Origin of the sequence: Maledivibacter halophilus (assembly GCF_900167445.1) — a bacterium.
Classification (GTDB): domain Bacteria; phylum Bacillota; class Clostridia; order Peptostreptococcales; family Caminicellaceae; genus Maledivibacter; species Maledivibacter halophilus.
This window is the reverse complement of the sequence record NZ_FUZT01000004.1, coordinates 85154-103086: the sequence shown is the minus strand read 5'-3', so window position 1 is coordinate 103086 and position 17933 is coordinate 85154. Positions and strand designations below refer to the sequence as shown.

Here is a 17933-nt window from a genome sequence, read left to right as displayed (position 1 = left end):
TTCAATAGTAATATTAGCAAATCGAATTTCATCTAATAAGGTGTAATTTTTAGTCTAATCTTCTAGTTAACTTTTCGACTAATCCTGGTAAAAAATCATCGATGGTAGGAAACTTATTTCTATCTATCTCGTAATTGGATAGATAGTTATAAATTTCATCTAACCGTTCAAATCCTCCAAATCTAATTTCTTTATTAAGTAGTCGATTAAATGTATATTCTTTCCCAAATACTTGAGTATATATTCTCCCTTCAATAGCCCTAACTATATATTCATCTACCTGTCTGTATAATGGCATATTCCTATATAAAGTATTCTCAGTTAACCTTGTATAATATTTGTTTGTATCTGTACATTTACTAGTTGCAATATGATATATAGGAGTATTTATGTACGAATGTAGATATTCATGAATAACATTTTCAACCATGTAATTAATATCTAATTTATAAGGGTCACAGGTAAAATCATTTGGAGACTGAAAGGTTACTATTTTATTTGTGCTATGAGTTTTATAAGAATAAAAACTTGCCATAGAGGGCCTAAATACGGTTAAAACAGTTTCATACTCTATAGGTAAGTCACCAAAATATTTATTCTTAGTATTTACATATTCTTCTGTTCTTTTGATAAGCTCAATTAATCTACTATCCTTAATGTTGTATTTAACATAACTTTTTATACTATTTATTAAACCCTTATTATTATCAAAGAATTCTTTAGCATTGGTATATTTATAAAATGATTTAAGTCCTTTTATAAAGGAATCTATTTCTTCATCATCCTTAAAAACATAGTTTCTATACTTAGCATCAACCTCACATATTTTATCAAGAGATGGTGTTGAACTATAGCTTAATAGAACCCCGATAGCATCTCCATTTATGTCCCCATTGTAGACATATTTATTAAAATCTTTTAGAAAGCTATGATTTGCATATGGACTGAAAAATTCCTTAGCTCTTTTGTATATTGCATAGTCTTCAGTATTTGGCATTAATATCTCACTGTTAAAATCCATATATAATGCACTAGCTATAATATATGTATCAATCATTTCGTTTGTACTAATAGTATATTCTATCCCTTCGCTTGTTTCAAATAAAATATTTGAATCTAACTCTTTTTTAGTAGTTGTTTTCTTATCTATACTAAATGCTACGTTAAATATCGTTGATAGACAAAATAATAGTGTTACAACTACTATAATCTTTTTAAACATTTTACCTTCTCCTTTTATATACTTTAACTTAAAAACTCTTTTTTAAAAACCGTCGTTATTTATGGTATAGTTTATAGCACTATGTTCAACGGCCTTTTTTTATTATTGTTTAGATTTTACTATTGTTCATTATATAAATAATTTTTTTAGCGGGAACATCATAAACTTCCATTATTTCCTTCTGATTTAACCCATTCTTTTCAACAAATTTATTAATCTCTGGATAAACCTTCATAATCCCAATAAAAACTGAAAATGCATTTTTAAACGGAAATTCTACAGCTATAGAGTTTTGTTTTGGTATTTCTGTAACTTTAAAATTACTCTCTTTCAGCTTTTTAATACTGTTATAATCTGATTCCTCCAAAATACAGCCAGCTATACTTCTTAATTCTTCCTTAGAAACTTTTTTAGGGTCATCATAATACACTCCAAATCCTTTAAAAGTTTCAATACCATATTTATTTAAAAGTGAATCATAAATATTGTCTTGTATCTTTCGTGTTCCCTTATAGTCTCCTTTATGTTCTTCGTAAACTAAAACATAAGGTCCCATTTTTTTTTCCTCAATAACAATTTTAGAAAAGAATCCAACATAATTTAGAAATAATATTATTCCCACGATAATTACTAAAAGTGCTATTAAAATAATTTTTACTACCGGCATTCATATTACCCCCTTAAAATATTTTATACCAAAATTATAAGGTCTACAGTTACTGTAGGGTCAAGAAATTAATTTATATTTTTTACTGGTAATATTATTTCCGTTATGTAATCATCTTCACAGCTAGTAGTTATAGCATCTATTATATAATTTTCAACAGCTCCCCCTAGAAAAGCTAACTCATTTTTATCTAACCAATCTAGCATTTTCCTATATGTTTGATTCATTGTACTATAACTTCCATAATGATAGGCCACTACTCCAAGAAAGCCCCCAAATTTTCTTACAGTATTATCATATTCTCTATTCTCATCAACCTTAACACACACTTCTATATCTGATTGTAAATAATCAAAATTTCTATAATCATCATAATAAATAGCCATCATTGTGCCAATCATTCGAAGGTTATTCTTTTCCACTACATTTGTTAACTTGGTAAATCTTAAATAAAATTCATCTTGCCTGCAAGGCCCAATATATCTTGAATATGCAACATATGAAATAGGAATATCTTTCACACAAATATCAATAGAGTTAGTAAAATTTTGACCATTACTAATCATTTTTTCAAGATATACGTTTAGCTTATTCTTTAATGATGTGAGCTTCAAAATATTTGTTTCAATTTCTTCACTTTTACATTTAATCATCTGTCGGCTATATTCCAAATCATTTCTTTCTAGAAGCTTTTTAATCTGATTAAGTGAGAAGCCAGCTTCCTTAAAATATTTAATTGTATTTATCTCTAGTAATTGATCATGAGAGTAGTATCGATAATTATTAATGGAGTCAACCTTTGCTGGTTTTAATAAATCAATATTATCATAGTGATGTAACGTTCTGACAGGTATATTGCAAATCTTAGATATCTTTCCAATTTTATAATATTTATCTTCTGCTTCTTTCTTCAAGACCTAATCCTCCAATTCCAGTATTCTCTCTCATACTCTAATACATATTATAGCACTTCCTAGAAGTTTGGCTATTATATTTCATAAACTAAAAAAGTGGTTGTCCAAATTTTGTAACATTATGATATTACAATATCCCTATTGCCTACATATTCATTTCCATTTTGATTTTCTATTACTTTTACTTTAATTTTTCCTATACTTGCATAATGCCTTATAAAAAAACATTCAATCCTAGTGAAATAAATATAATAATTAAATATATGAATTTCTTTTTATATTGTGTACCTGAACTTCTCAAAATCCGTGCTCCCGTACACCATAGCGCTAAATCTTTGTTAGCAGACATGATAAGTTCTACCTATTCCTTAAATAGTACATACGATTAGCCATGTTATATTGTTTATACTCAATCGTTTCATATTTTTCAATAATGAAAAACGGATTAATATTATTCTCTACCATTTCATTGGTTAGATTCCATAGATATAATCCAGAATCCTCTTTATAAAATTCATGAGAAATTTCTTTAAACTTATACTCTTTTCTTTGTTGTTTAGTAATATATGGATTTAGTTTTAATAAAATCTTGCCATTAGATTTAACTATCCTATGTATATTCTTAGTTAGTTCAATGGAATCTTCTGGTGTTAAGTTATCTAATATATTGAACAAAATAGCACTTTCATAGCTATTATCATTAATTTGATTCAACTTCTCTATTCCTCCACAAATTACATCAGCTTTACTTTTGTAATTGAATTTCTTTATAACTCTGTTTGCTACTTCAATTGCATTATTACATATATCTATTCCATAGACATATTCCATTCCTTTATCTAAACAACGACACAACGCTCTACCATTCCCACAACCAAAATCTATTGTAGATTTACTATTTTTTACAAGCCAACTAATTCCATTTTCAATCTCTTGCACGTTTATCATTTGAGTAGGATTATATTCTGGGGATTGTCCAAAAACATTATCCCAATATTTTATTGTTTCATCATAACTGTTTATCATTTCACTTCCCCCATTTCTATTTAGTATCTGCTAACTTAGAGATTACTGACTCTACACCTATGTCGGTAATACTCTCCTATATACGGAATACTATTTTTATATTATATCATGATTTGGAATATATTACTAAATATGTCATGATGTTAACCCATATAAAAAGGTAAACTGTTATATAGAATATTAATACTCCAGCTGCTAAATGAGTAAATCCTCTATGATGGGATATCTTTTAGCTTTTAAGTTGTCTTCTACATACTCTATTTAAAAATCCTTTTTAGGTATTTGCATAAGTGGATCTAAATAAGTATAAAGTCCACTGTTTATTATATTGGCTATTTGATCAGAAAGAATTACTACTTGCTACTCATCAATTTTGTTTATACTGCAGTTTTCCATTAACCAATAGCTATCACCTTTCCTCAAACTGTAAGTGGAATTATATATAGGCTTTTTATCTTTCTACTCTTTGCAGTTGGATGGTCAAGATACATTTCATCTTCAAATGCTGCTTGTGAGTTATCTTTTAATGCCTGATTATAATAAAGCTGTGTTAGTAATATAAGGAGGATTTTATATGGAAACACTATTACTATTATTTAAAAAATTAGAAATGATCAAAGTATTTCAGATAATATAATATCTTAATTATAATGATTCTTGCCTATGCAGAATCCTATTTTAGTGATTCTTATATAGTTTTAATTGCTTGTTTATTTTCCTTTGATATTACAGTATAATTATAATTATCAATCAAATTTTCATATATAGGTGATAATATATGTTTAATATTTTAAAAAAACACAAGATAATATTTATTATTCTAATAATTGATCTTTTTTTATATTGGTTGCTATTTTATTCAGGCATTGTACTACCATTTATTAACCCAAGTGTTGAACAATATAAAATTCTAGTTAAACAGGGAACTAGCTTTCCACGAGAAACAAACCAATGTTTTCTTTTTATGTGGTTACAAATACCTATAACTCTTTATGTTTTTGTTTATACTTTAAAATGTTTTTTAATCTCAAATAAACCTTAAGACATTTTGTTTAACCTCGTTAAAATTCTAGTTAATTCTAAAATTTCTTTATATTTACATACAAATATCACTTGCTAATATTTGTTATCCGTGTTATACTTAATACTTCGTGTTGCATATGAAAGGATGAATTATTATTTATAAGAAATACCATTCATTGCGTTTTCTAATTGTTGGAATTACCGCAATGTTATATTATTTAATCTCAATAGTGCCTTACTAAAGGCACTTTTTTTGTTTTCATATATTATTTAGAACTTTGTTCATTCTTCAATACTTTACTAACATTCTAAGTATTATATTTTATAATACCTACAATATCTATGCTATAATGGTAATATATTACTTTCAAGGAGTTGTCTCATGGGTTTATTTCAATTCTTTATCTTGATAAAATATTAAAAATTAGCAAGAATATCTTTAAAGTTAATTTACTTATACAATTAAAAGAATAATGGATAGAAATTAGGCTAATTACTAAATAGCGGGAGGTATATAATGGAATACAAGTTTAGGGAAAAATTATTAAAAGAAGGATTAAGAACATTTATAAGCATTCCTTTTAATGTATGGGAAGTTTGTGGTCAAAAAGGACTTATACCTGTAAAAGTGTCAATAGAGGATTCAACTTTTGAATGTAAACTAGTTCCCAAAGGAAATGGAAACTATTATATACCTATTACAATGGCTATATTGAAAAATTTGAATTTAAAAGAAGAATTCAATATATCTTTTGAACTGATTGCTGCTTTAACACGTATCAATAATAAAAGTCCATACAGTTTAGAAAATCCCATAAGAAAAATAGATAATATCAAGATTATTCAAACGCAAGATGGATTATGTGGACAAGCATGTGTCGCAATGCTAGCAGGAGTCAAGCTAGAAGAAGTAATTAAGTTAATGAAAGCAAAAAAATGGCAGGCATCCTTGAGTAAAGTAATAGAAACATTAGATTACTATGGAATTGCTCATTCGGATAAAATGGTTTATAAACTAAAAAAAGATCAGAAACTTCCAAAATGTTCTCTTATAAATACGAAAGGACATCTAATGCTTTTTTATGATGGAAAATATTATGATCCAAGTAATGGGATATTAGAAGAATATGACCATCAGATAACTGGATACCTAGAAATAGTACTATAGTAGAGTTTATAGTAAAATAAACATCCCCTTGTATCATATTGCATACTAAAAATACCTTTACCTTTATATACAATAAAAATCAGAACCCTTCTTTCCAAAGTTACTTGAATTAATAATGTAACCTTTCAACCCTAAACCCCAATCTTCAAATCAAGAAATTTTGAATATAAAAGATTTATGATTAAATTGATTTATTTCTTTTGCAAAATAGGCTTCTCATAACTAGATTATATCAGTTATGAGAAGCCCTTTTATGGTAGTTTATGAATTATATTATTCCAAAGCTATTAGCAACAAGTATTGCTATAACATTAACTATGATCCAGACTATGGATATGATGAATCCTGGTATTGGCATTTCATAAATCTTCCAATAACCGTATTCGATTGTAGTTAATGGAATTGGGTCTAATGGTAGTAAGAATACACATGAAGCAGTAAATGCTATAGGTAGAACAACCATACTAACAGGTATTCCATTAGCTTGGGCTAAAATAGTAAGAACAGGTATACATACAGTTAAAACAGCAGAAGCAACAGGCAGAATCAAATGCGAAAATATACCAAAAGATGTAATTATTAAGAGAAGTACAACTGTACTCGTTGAGCCTATATCACTTAATAATGTGTTAGCTATCCATTCTGCACCACCGGTTTCGTATATTGCCATTCCTAAGCTTTGAGAAGCTCCAATAAGCAACATTACACTCCATGGTATAGAAGCATTCATTTCTTCCCATGAAACAAGGTTGATTCCTGGTAAGAAAAATAAGGATGAAGCTATAATACTTGCTAAAGGTACAGGTAGAAAACCAGTAAACCAACAAATGACAGTAAGAGCAAAAATCACGATAAATTTATAATGATTTGAATTCAATGGTGGAAGATTTTTTCTTTCCTCTTTAACATTATCTAAACCTTGTACTTCTTCAAATTCAGGTGGATAGAGTTTTATTAGTACAAACCAAGCTACAATAGTCAAAATCATTGCCATTGGAAATCCTATCATAGTCCATTGAGCAAATGTTAATTCCACTCCTGCTACTTGTTTCATTAAGTTAATTGATAATACATTAATACCACTTCCTGCTGGTGTGCCAAATCCACCCAAAGCAGCAGCAATCGGTATTCCCATCATCATAGCTTTACCAAAATTTGACTTTCCTGGAGTACAATTGTTTTGTTGTAAAATCTCATAAGCTATACTTCCAAAGATAATAGCTGTAGGTATATCTACTAATATAGTTGAAACAATACTCGTAGGAAGCATAAAGCTTAACAGTACCATCTTTGATTTTTTACCAAATAAAGTGCTTAAGTATAGAGAAATCCTTTTCCCTAAGTCTATATCAATAAATACTTTCCCTATAACAAGAGATGATAATATAAATACTAATGTATCAGAAAAGAAATTTCCCATAGCTTGTCCAGTTGGAATTATTTTCAAAGCACCTAATAACATTGTAAATAGTAACGTTGATATACCAACTGGAATAATTTCAAATACCCACCAGAATATGGCTACCAGCATTAACGCTATGGATTTTTGTCCTTCAATACTTAAACCAGCAGGTGTAGTTATGTTTGTAAGTATAAAATACAAAGCTACTGATATTGCCCCAAGTATTATTTTTTTAACATAATTATTTTCTACCGAGTTTACAACTTCTTGATTAATCATATGATTTCCTCTCCAATCGTATTATTTGAACAATATTTTTAAATAACAAATGTTTTCCAAAGGATTACTATTCATATTTTAGATCTAAGGAGATAGTTTATTTGCTTAATATATTAATAGCAAACAACCTCCATGTTCCTAATAGCATCTATTAATTCTAATACCATCTTATTAACTTTAATTTCTATTTTATTTATTAAATCCTTACTTATATTATCTATGTGTATCCCACATGTTACAACAACATTCCTATTAAGTGTTTTTACCAATAAATCGGCTGCAGGTTTTACGATTTCATCTTCTTTGTGACCAAATAATGTTATTACTGAAACAGTAGAGCTTATCTTTTTTATGTCAGAATGACTTTTCTTAGGAACACCTACTGCAACAGCCCCTACATGGGGGATATCTCCTCCAAATATCATTACATTTAAATCATTCCCCATAAAAATAGCCTTCATATTAATCATGCAGTCACTATCATTACTTTGAAGTTCTATCATTATTTTGACCCCACCTTTTAAATCTACTATAATCAATATTAAATATATCTAAAGCTTTTCCTACTATGTGATCTGTCATATCTTCAATTGTTTTTGGCTTATTATAAAATGAAAGAACTGGCGGCATAATTATTGCTCCCATATCAGATAATTCCATCATATTTTTTAAATGAATTTTACTCAAAGGTGTTTCTCTTGTTATTAATGCTAATTTTTTTCTCTCTTTCAAACTAACATCAGCTGCTCTGAGCAGCAAATTATCAGAATAGCCAGAGCTAATGCCAGCTAATGTCTTCATGCTACATGGAGCTATTACCATTCCATTGCATTTGAACGTACCACTAGCTATAGCTTCTCCAATATCATCTATTGGATAGTTGACATCAGCCATTGACTTTACTTCATCTAAGGAATAGCCAGTCTCCATATTAATTGTTTTCTCTCCGCCCTTTGTTACAACAAGATGGCTTTCCCAATTATGACAACGCATTAACTCTTTTAGAATTTTTATTCCAATTATTGCACCACTTGCTCCAGAAATCCCCACTATCAATCTTTTCTTCAATTTCTTCGATCACCTACTAAACTTTTTTAGTATATTTATAGTTATTAATATCAACTTCCTTAAATTTAACTCTTTCATAAGCCTCAGGTTTAGGAATAGGATATGTGCAGTCAAAACCAATCTTACTTCCTATACCATTATCAGTTGATGGATTTAATTCATGGCCAAAGCTTTTGGGTATATTTATTATATCTTCATCATACTTGCATCTTGTAGACATGGCTCTAAAAACATCATCAGAGTCATAAATATCAACATCGCTATTTACTGCAGTAACCATTTGTAATGGTGGAAAAGCTGCAAAGGTTGATAATATAGCATTTTTAGCCATCCCATTTTTGGGAGGGTCTATCTGAATTATTCCATAATAGAATCCTCCTCCACCATGACTCAAATATACATCCTTTAGCCCAGGAATTTGTTTTGAAACCGATTGATATATATTGGCTTCGGCTGTTAATCCTACTGAGTTCCATACTTCCTTTCCTGGCAAAAGATTACACGCAATAGGATTTTTCCTTCTTGTTACAGCCTTAACGTGGACAACCCATCTATCATCTTCCTGTGCATAATATCCTGTAACTTCACCAAATGGACCTTCTGGTTCTCTTACATGGGGTAATATTTCAGCCTCAATAATATACTGTGCATCGGCAATACCGCAAACATCAACAGTCTTGCTTTTACAAAGTTTTACGGGTTCTTTGTCCAAAACAGCAGCCACTGCAAGTTCATCTTTATCTATAGATACTGCACTACTAGGTGTTATTGCAGCAATATACACAGAAGGACTTACCCCACAATTGATCGTTATTTCTAATCCCTGACCTTTTGCTTCAGCTCTTTCATAATAGTCCCTTATATGTCTGCCATAATCCATCAACATTCCCAGTTTATTTTTTCCTGTAAGCATCAGTCTGTGAACAGAAGAATTTCTTACCCCAGTATCTGGATCTTTGGCAATTACAACACTGTTAGCAAAGTATGGTCCGCCATCCTTTAGTGCTAATGTTGGAATAGGGATATTATATAAATCTGGTTCTAATTCAATAACTTCTTGAGCCTTTGCATTTTCAACATACTCGAAGGGTTTCTCAATGCTATTTATTTTTTCAATGGCATCACCAACTACAAATGGCAGATTCTTAGCACTACAGTTGTATATCTGCGCTAAATTATCTCTGTTCCAAAACATGCCCATTACAAGATGAGTACTATGACCTTTAATATTTTCAAATACTACTACTTCTTTCCCTTCAAACTTCGCAGCAACACCTGCTAGTTCATGCTTTAAATCTACTTCACTTTCAATTTTTATTAGCCTATTTTTTTCTTCCAATATTTCTAAACATTTATTTAAATCCATTAAATTTCACCTCTTCAAATCATTAATTCTGTTATTTCTAAACCCATTGCTTTCATTCAGGAAAAATTTCTATAATGTTTCATTCAAATAAAGAGCTGATTTAGCACCTACTTTTTTCCTTATGAAGAAGATTTGTAATAGTATAGGAACGTTTTCCTAAAGATTATTAACATGTCTTATATAATATCTTGCAAAAACTATATAAGTAATATTTTATAATCTATATACATACTATCTTCGTATGAAAATTCAAGGTCTAAATTGACCTGTTTTTGTACCTTTAACGCATTATCTTTTAAAATACTTTATATGATAATGCGTTAAAACTTGAAATTACGCCATATAACTAGCTAAAGCTATCGACAAAAGTTTATTCTTAATAAGGTCTGTTCTTGAAGTCATAATAATAGGTGCTGATGTTCCTACTATTGCAGTGGCTGCATCTTTATGGGCATAAAAGAATAATGATTTTCCTAGAACATTCCCTACTTGAAGATTTGGAACAACTATTATGTCAGCATTACCTGCGACTTCTCCCTTTATTCCTTTATGTTTTGCTGCCTCAGGATTAATTGCATTATCAAGGGCAAGAGGACCATCAACTAATGCATCTTTAATTTGACCTCTATCAGCCATTTTACTTAAAACCGCTGCGTCAATAGTATCTGGTATTGCTGGATTTATGACCTCTAGAGCCGATAGAAGAGCTACTTTAGGAAGAGTATATCCTAATTTTTTTGCAAGAAAAATAGCATTTTCTATTATTTGCTTTTTCTCTTTAAGATCTGGCTTTATTGCCATAGCACAGTCCGTTACTAATTGCAATCCTTCTCCATACTCTTTATCAATTACAGAAATTTCACTTATTAACTTTCCTGTGTTTAATCCCTTTTCTTTATTTAACACGGCCTTTAAAAAAGTACTTGTATGCAGTAAACCCTTCATCACTATATCTGCTTCTTTTTTCTTTACTAATTCCACAGCTTTTTCTGCCGCAGCTTTATCGTCGAGTATATCTATTATTTCACAATCAATCTTTCTATTATCTTTTTCTATAGCACTTTCTATTTCTTCTTTATTTCCAATCAAAATAAATTCTGCTAAGCCATCTTGTACTGCCAACTCAACTACTTCTAATATTTTTGAGTCAGCAGAAGCTATTGCTATTTTTTTCTTATCTAATCCTTTAACTTTTTGAACCACTTCTTCTAAATTGTTAATCATACCTTCCTCCTTAATATTCTTTTGCCTCTACCTCACCATTTAAGAAGCGTACGGCATTTTCAGCAAGAGACAGCATTTCATTTTCACCAGGTTTTAAGTAAATAGGAGCTATAAATGAAACACGTTCTTTTATCCATTCTACTAATCTTTTTGAATTAGAAAGACTTCCTGTCATTACTATCCCATCAACCTTACCGCTTAAAGCTGCTGCTGCTGCACCTATTTCTTTAGATACTTGATATGCCATAGCTTCATACACTTCACGTGCATACCCATCTCCATTATCAATTCTTTCTTCAACTTCTAAGCCACTATTTGTATTTAGGTACGACATAAGACCACCGCCACCCTTTACTTTTCTAAACATATCCTCTTTTGTATATTCTCCTGAGAAACACATGTTTATTATGCTTGAAGCTGCTATAGTTCCAGCTCTTTCTGGTGAAAAGCTTCCATCTCCATCTAATGAATTGTTTACATCTACAACCAGCCCTTTTTCGTGGACCCCTACCGATATACCTCCTCCCATATGGATTACTATTAGATTTAAATCTTCATATTCTCTACCTAACTCTTTTGCTATTTGTCTTGCTGTTCTCTTATGATTTAGAGCATGGAATGAACTAACTCTTGTAACCCCCTTAATACCTGAGTATTTTGCTAAAGTAGAAAGCTCATCTGTTACAGGTGGATCAGCAACTATCGCTGGTATATTCAATTTTTTTCCTAACTTATATGCTATTTCATTACCTATATTCGAAGGATGCTCTCCATATTTTCCACTTTTCATATCTGAAATCATTTCTTCATTTAAAATATAGATGCCTCCTGGTATTGGCTTTAACGTACCGCCCCTAACAGCTATTCCATCTAAGCTTGATAACTCACAATTTTTAGCCTTTAATGTAGATAAAATCTTTTCTTCTCTAAACTCCGCTTGATCCCATACATTTGGAAACTGTGAAAGTTCTTCCATACTATGGCTTATAGTCTCTTTAAAAATCTCTGTAGAGTCTTCAAATACTGCTATTTTAGTCGACGTTGATCCAAAATTGATTATCAATGTTTTCTTTGGCATAATTCCCTCCAAATTAAATTTATTTTTTAGTTTTATAGGTACTCATTCTCTTCCATAAGCTTTATGAATTCATAGTTCTTCTTTGCAGCTTTAGTAATTTCTTCGCACATTTCTGGAGTGATATTACTGAATCTTTTCTGGCTAGCTAAGTATTCTTTAATTAAGCTATAGTCCTTTGGCTTCCTATTAACTTTAACTTTTGAACCTTCTCTTTCCCATAGTAACCACATACCAGAATCTATAGCTTTTTTTGCCACATTAATAGTTTGATTAGCTGGGAATTTCCAACCTGCCGTACAGGGTGTTTGTATATGAATAAATTTAGGCCCTTTAATTTCTGAAGCCCTCTTGAATTTTCTCTTTAAATCTTTGATATCTCCTACAGAAGCTGTAGCTTGATAAGCTAAGTTCTGGTGTAGGAACATGAAATCGATATTTTTGCTTGCTTCCTTTTTACCAGTAGGTGTAGTTTTGGTCCATGCACCTAATGTAGTAGCACTACTTCTTTGATTTCCAGTATTCATATATGCTTCATTGTTGTAGCACACCATTAAGAAGTTATGATTTCTTTCGATTGCTCCTGATATAGCTTGCAGTCCAATATCAAAAGTTCCTCCATCACCTGCGAATCCAACAACATTACTATCTTCTTCTCCATTAATCTTTAGGGCCTCTGAAATACCAGAAATATAAGCCCCTATAGACATTAGAACCGTTTGTTGTGATGGGATTGCCCAACCAGTGCTTTTCTCAAATCCCGTAAGTATAGCTGAACAACTTGGAGGAGTAGTAACTACTGTTCTCTTACCTAATACCTCAACCATTGATCTTGCAATTAACTCCATAGCACATCCTGTGCATGTAGTAACTCCTTTACTTAACAATTGTTTATTGCCCATTGTTTCTACCCTCCTCTTTAAGATCTATCCAGCATGTACTTTCCTGAATTGTTCCTTCTTTCTCGTATTGGCACACTTTAGAAAATGCTTTTAGTAGAGTCTTATATCCTACATCTCTACCTCCTAATCCAGCAGCAAAACTGTATAATTTAACATCTTTATTACTGTTTATTAAAGAGGAACATACTTCTAGATATAGCGGAGCAAAAGAACCCATTCCGTGGGATCTATCTATAACAGATACAACCTTTGCATTCTTAGTAGCCTCTTTAACCATCTTTTTAGGAAAGGGTCTAAAAGATATTACTCTTACAACACCAGCCTTTATACCTTGACTTCTTAGCTCTTCAACCCCTTTAATAACTGATCCCGTAATTGAACCCATACATACAAAAATGTAATCTGCATTCTCTGTGTAGTACTCTTTTATGGAAGAATACTCTCTACCAAATATTTCATTGAATTTAGCGAAATTTTCTTCTAATACTGCTGTAGAATTTTCCAATGCCACTTTATGTGAATACTTAACCTCTGTATATACCCTTGGTGACATTAGGTTGTTTATTGCCATTGGATTATCAAAATCTATCTTATAATTTACAGGCTTAAAATCATCTATAAATCTATTTGCTTCTTCTCTGTCGGGAATGTTTACAGGCTCTGTTAAATGTGATACATAAAAACCATCTATATCAACCATTGTAGGTAGTAACACTCTCTCGTCCTCACTGGTTTTATACGCCACCATTATAAAGTCAAGAGCTTCCTGTGGATCATTAGCAAAGAGTTGTATCCATCCTTGATCTCTCTCTCCCATAATATCTGAATGGTCGCATTGAAGATTACATGGTGCAGGTAATGCCCTTGAAACTACTGCCATAACAGCAGTCTGTCTTGAACCGGCAACAATACCCGTCATTTCGTGCATTAGTGCTAATCCGTGGGAAGCACTGGCTGTAAAAGCACGAACCCCTCCTGCAGCTGCACCGGTAACTGCACTCATTGCAGAATGTTCTGATTCTACATTTATATAAGTTGCATCGTACTCTCCTTTATCAATTAATGATGAAATCGTTTGTACAATTGGCGTTTGTGGAGTAATCGGATATGCTGCAACTAACTGTACTTTTGATAACATAACTCCATAAGCTATTGCTGAATTTCCGTCTAAAGCAATTATTTTACCCATTGTTCTCCTCCTTTGCCAAGATGTCTTTTTCACTAACAAAATCTATTGCTTTTTTAGGACATATTTCTACACAAATACCGCAGCCTTTGCAGAAATAGTAGTCTATACCTATTGTCTCTTTATCTATAACACCACATGGACAGTACTCCACACACATTTTACATTTAATACATTCTTCATGGTTTACTACTGGTCTTTTAAATCTCCATATCCCTGTATTGGCATTTGTAAGAACATTTGATAACGGACCCCTGTACCTATCGCTTATAGATTTTTGCTGTTTCATATGCTTTTCTTGCTGATTCTGCATTCAACTCCCCTGCCCTTCCTTTAATCTTAGTTTGGATTGCTTTATAAATGCTGTCTATGGATACGGTATCATCAGCCTTAGCAATTGCTCCCAAAATAGCCATATTAGGAGGAACATCCCCAATAATATCCGATGTTATTTGGTTGGCATCTACACTAATAATCGTTTTCACATTTTCATTATCAAAATACTCTTTCATTTTCATATGAGAATTCACTACTATGGTAGCTCCTTCTTTTAAATTTTCTAAAACGTCTATTCCTGATTGTTTAAGCCCAGTATCAAACACTATTACACAGTCTGGCTCATCTACATAAGACTTTGTTGGAATATACTCATCGTCAATTCTTGCAAAACAAAAAATTGGAGCACCTTGCCTTTCTTGGCCATAAGATGGAATAGACTGTGCAAATTTGCCATCAAAAATAGCACTTTGAACTAAGACTTTTGAGGCTGTTACTGCACCCTGTCCTCCCCTTGCATAAAATTTAATTTCTCTCATTTAGTATCACTCCATTTGTCAAATTATAAGTAATCAGCTTGAATATTAAAAACATCTAAAATATAACAATATATAAACTATTAACACATAAAAGATACATAACCTCCTTTCTTGCAACTATATATTGATAGCAATTTCTTTGTTTTAATTATCATTTTTAATATATATTAGCATTTTTTTCTAACATAGTTAGGTTATATATTATTATCGACTTCTTATTACATAGTGTATTATATCTTATTGTTACTTTGTGGAGTTATAATAGAAAAAACAAACACAAAAGTATGTATTTTTTTAACTTTTCTTTCTATTTGTCTAGTTATGTAATATTTATTCCTTTTAATTGTCTACAGAAGAATAGTTGATAATATATGTTTGTTATTAACTTTTAATACTATAAGTAGAAATTAATCGTAAGAATACAAAATCTTAAATATAATTAGTGGGAATTTCCTGAAATGAAATAATCCTTTAAGATATGGCTTAGGGATTTTAGAATTTTAGATAGCAAAATAAAAACCTTCTTCGCAAAGAATCTTAATTTGCAAAAAAGGTTTTTATTCATACTGTTTGAATAAAATTATTTTATACTTCTTTAATTAAGGAAATTTCACAATTCAGACTTGGCAAAATTGCATATGCGAATATTATCCTTAATTTAATTATTTAGAAATAGAATACATTTTGATGGTATAGACTCGAAGATTCCAAAAGAATATGTAGTAGTTAGATTTTTCAGAAGATAATTATGCAATTTGCTAAATTGATTTAAATATACTAAATATATGTTAATAATGATTTATACTTTTTTAGTAAAATATGGGAATTTACATTTGTTATTCCATCTATTGAATATAATTTATTATGCATAAATTCTCCAATACTATCTAAATTTTCAAGCTGTGCATGAACATGTAAGCTCGTGGCTCCTGTTGTTTGGTAAACAATTGTAATTTCATCAAACTCGGCCAATGTTCTAGCCACAGAATCAATCATATTTGTTTTTACTTCTATATCAAAGAATACACTTGTTTTAAATCCAATGCCAGCACTGTCTATGAAAATAGTAAAATGTTTAATTATACCACTTTGCTTCAGTTTAATTACTCTTTCTCTTACCGAAACCCTAGACAAATGAACTCTCTCAGCAATATCTGAGTAGGATATTCTTGAATTATTAATAAGCTCTCGAAGTATCTTTTTATCTACTTCATCAATCAGCACACTTTTCTCAAGCATATGCTTACTGTCGTTAAGTGATTTCAACTCAACACTTCCCTTCTTCTATAATACTATGATTTTAGCATACATTATGAAGTAAAACAATGTGAAAGGTACCGGGTACCGCCCGAACTCCTAATATTCCATTCATCGGTTAAGGAGCTAACAATATATTTATTTAAGGTGCTGGTGAATCCAAATAGAGGATTCCCAGTAATAATTGTTGCCCTCATTATAACTGCTAAAAATAAAGATAGTAAAACCTTGCCAGTTAAAAGCGATAAAACAATTGCTAAAATTAGTGGTAGAACTGATAAACATCGCGCCTCTACCTCAACCGTTTTAGGGATGAGGTATTTATAATATTCATTTTCATGTATAAGAATTTAACATAGGATTTACCTGTTGCCAATGGAAATTTAATATACGTAATATCTAGATTAAAATTTCTGTATGGCTTTGTTTATATATACTCTATGTTGTCTATACTCAAGTATCTTTCTTGTTTATATCTTTATGAGCAAACATTGTTATGCGATGTCGACTTATTCATTTTCAAAGCAAATATTAATATATTATCAATTTAATCGCTATTCCCATTTATCGTAAAAAATCATGTCATTCCTATTTTTGCCCCTTTTTTGTTCTGGTGTTTCATCTGCATATCCTATAGGAACAAGAAGTTGACATGTAATATGCTCTGGCAACCCTAGTATTTTGTTTATTTTTTCAATATCGATAAAATCAACTAAACAACCACGTAAATTATGGGAAACTGCAGTAAGAATTATATGTTGAGCTGCTATGTAAACAGGCGTGCTTTGCACTAATGTTTTACATGCTTTACGGTTTTCATGCTTTCTTAGAAAATTAACAATATCTTCCCCATATCTAAGCTTATTCCCAATAACACCATAGTCATCATCATTTTGTTCACCAATGTCCCAACTAATATCACAACAACAAGCAATTATTACTGGTGCTTTTGATACCCACTGAGCCCATAATGTTGCACTAGAAATTTCATTTTTTACTTTTTTATCTTCTATTACTCCAAAATAATAATTACAGGTATCTGTCTCAGGAGCAAGTTTGGCACTTTCTAAAATGTCAGTAATAATACTATTATCAATATCCATATCTTTAAATTTTCTTACTGACCTTCTTTTTCTCATTACTTCTAATAATTCCATAATATCCTCCTTTATTTTCCCCCAAAAAATATACCTACATGAATAAGTCAATGTCACATAACTATTCTTTAGTTTAATATCTTTATTAGTTAGACTAATAAAGACGAACATTAGTTATAGTAATGTTCACTAAACCAAATTCTAAATAAAATTCAACTGTTGCTTTTCTTGTGATTCCCATT

The 17933-nt window shown here is 30.7% G+C and carries 18 protein-coding genes; 2 read left to right on the top strand and 16 right to left on the bottom strand.

All coding sequences use genetic code 11. From position 1 onward, the window contains the following. Window positions 1-49 precede the first annotated feature (49 nt). The 4 genes from B5X81_RS08660 to B5X81_RS08645 all read right to left on the bottom strand — a co-directional run bounded on the left by B5X81_RS08660 (window position 50) and on the right by B5X81_RS08645 (window position 3829). The gene (locus tag B5X81_RS08660; protein ID WP_079490999.1) at window positions 50-1222 is read right to left on the bottom strand and encodes a DUF4932 domain-containing protein; all 1173 of its coding nucleotides are present in this window, start codon (window positions 1220-1222) and stop codon (window positions 50-52) included. 109 nt (window positions 1223-1331) lie between these two features. After that, the gene (locus B5X81_RS08655; RefSeq protein ID WP_079490997.1) at window positions 1332-1889 is read right to left on the bottom strand and encodes a hypothetical protein; all 558 of its coding nucleotides are present in this window, start codon (window positions 1887-1889) and stop codon (window positions 1332-1334) included. Between the two features lie 68 nt (window positions 1890-1957). Beyond that, window positions 1958-2803 carry a MerR family transcriptional regulator gene (locus B5X81_RS08650; protein ID WP_079490996.1) on the bottom strand — a complete coding sequence of 282 codons (846 nt, stop codon included), beginning with the start codon at window positions 2801-2803 and terminating at the stop codon, window positions 1958-1960. Window positions 2804-3160: 357 nt separating this feature from the next. Continuing rightward, window positions 3161-3829 carry a class I SAM-dependent methyltransferase gene (locus B5X81_RS08645; protein WP_079490994.1) on the bottom strand — a complete coding sequence of 223 codons (669 nt, stop codon included), beginning with the start codon at window positions 3827-3829 and terminating at the stop codon, window positions 3161-3163. Window positions 3830-5369: 1540 nt separating this feature from the next. Here B5X81_RS08645 and B5X81_RS08635 point away from each other — a divergent pair. Beyond that, complete coding sequence (locus B5X81_RS08635) at window positions 5370-6020, top strand: DUF1905 domain-containing protein (RefSeq protein ID WP_079490991.1); 651 nt, start codon at window positions 5370-5372, stop codon at window positions 6018-6020. Between the two features lie 268 nt (window positions 6021-6288). Here the strand turns inward: B5X81_RS08635 and B5X81_RS08630 are convergent, their stop codons facing one another. From B5X81_RS08630 to B5X81_RS08580, 11 genes are all read right to left on the bottom strand, one after another. After that, complete coding sequence (locus tag B5X81_RS08630) at window positions 6289-7701, bottom strand: SLC13 family permease (protein ID WP_079490989.1); 1413 nt, start codon at window positions 7699-7701, stop codon at window positions 6289-6291. A gap of 113 nt (window positions 7702-7814) precedes the next feature. Further along, window positions 7815-8204 carry a prenylated flavin chaperone LpdD gene (lpdD, locus tag B5X81_RS08625; protein WP_079490988.1) on the bottom strand — a complete coding sequence of 130 codons (390 nt, stop codon included), beginning with the start codon at window positions 8202-8204 and terminating at the stop codon, window positions 7815-7817. After that, the gene (locus B5X81_RS08620) at window positions 8185-8769 is read right to left on the bottom strand and encodes a UbiX family flavin prenyltransferase (protein ID WP_079490986.1); all 585 of its coding nucleotides are present in this window, start codon (window positions 8767-8769) and stop codon (window positions 8185-8187) included. Before B5X81_RS08620 ends, lpdD begins: the two co-directional genes overlap by 20 nt. A gap of 16 nt (window positions 8770-8785) precedes the next feature. Next, window positions 8786-10135: a UbiD family decarboxylase gene (locus B5X81_RS08615; RefSeq protein WP_079490985.1), complete on the bottom strand. Its 1350-nt coding sequence runs from the start codon at window positions 10133-10135 to the stop codon at window positions 8786-8788. Window positions 10136-10468: 333 nt separating this feature from the next. Further along, a complete protein-coding gene (locus B5X81_RS08610) occupies window positions 10469-11359 on the bottom strand; it encodes a bifunctional enoyl-CoA hydratase/phosphate acetyltransferase (protein ID WP_079490983.1) in 891 nt (296 codons plus the stop codon). Window positions 11360-11369: 10 nt separating this feature from the next. Then, entirely contained in the window at window positions 11370-12437 is a 1068-nt protein-coding gene (gene buk / locus B5X81_RS08605; RefSeq protein WP_079490982.1) for a butyrate kinase, read from the bottom strand. Window positions 12438-12469: 32 nt separating this feature from the next. Then, window positions 12470-13336, bottom strand: coding sequence for a thiamine pyrophosphate-dependent enzyme (locus B5X81_RS08600; protein ID WP_079490980.1), 867 nt, complete (start codon window positions 13334-13336; stop codon window positions 12470-12472). Beyond that, window positions 13326-14525 (bottom strand): transketolase C-terminal domain-containing protein, encoded by a 1200-nt coding sequence (locus B5X81_RS08595; RefSeq protein WP_079490979.1) that lies wholly within the window; start codon window positions 14523-14525, stop codon window positions 13326-13328. The genes B5X81_RS08600 and B5X81_RS08595 overlap by 11 nt, the downstream gene beginning before the upstream one ends. After that, window positions 14518-14811, bottom strand: coding sequence for a 4Fe-4S binding protein (locus B5X81_RS08590; RefSeq protein ID WP_079490977.1), 294 nt, complete (start codon window positions 14809-14811; stop codon window positions 14518-14520). Before B5X81_RS08590 ends, B5X81_RS08595 begins: the two co-directional genes overlap by 8 nt. Beyond that, complete coding sequence (locus B5X81_RS08585; protein ID WP_079490976.1) at window positions 14783-15337, bottom strand: 2-oxoacid:acceptor oxidoreductase family protein; 555 nt, start codon at window positions 15335-15337, stop codon at window positions 14783-14785. The genes B5X81_RS08590 and B5X81_RS08585 overlap by 29 nt, the downstream gene beginning before the upstream one ends. Window positions 15338-16114: 777 nt before the next feature. Beyond that, window positions 16115-16603: an Lrp/AsnC family transcriptional regulator gene (locus B5X81_RS08580; RefSeq protein WP_079490974.1), complete on the bottom strand. Its 489-nt coding sequence runs from the start codon at window positions 16601-16603 to the stop codon at window positions 16115-16117. A gap of 138 nt (window positions 16604-16741) precedes the next feature. Between B5X81_RS08580 and B5X81_RS27780 the strand changes: the two genes are divergently transcribed. Then, entirely contained in the window at window positions 16742-16921 is a 180-nt protein-coding gene (locus B5X81_RS27780) for a hypothetical protein (RefSeq protein WP_139380285.1), read from the top strand. A gap of 227 nt (window positions 16922-17148) precedes the next feature. On the opposite strand, the gene B5X81_RS08575 is transcribed toward B5X81_RS27780, so the two are convergent. Further along, the gene (locus B5X81_RS08575; protein WP_170917336.1) at window positions 17149-17751 is read right to left on the bottom strand and encodes a nitroreductase family protein; all 603 of its coding nucleotides are present in this window, start codon (window positions 17749-17751) and stop codon (window positions 17149-17151) included. Window positions 17752-17933 lie beyond the last annotated feature (182 nt).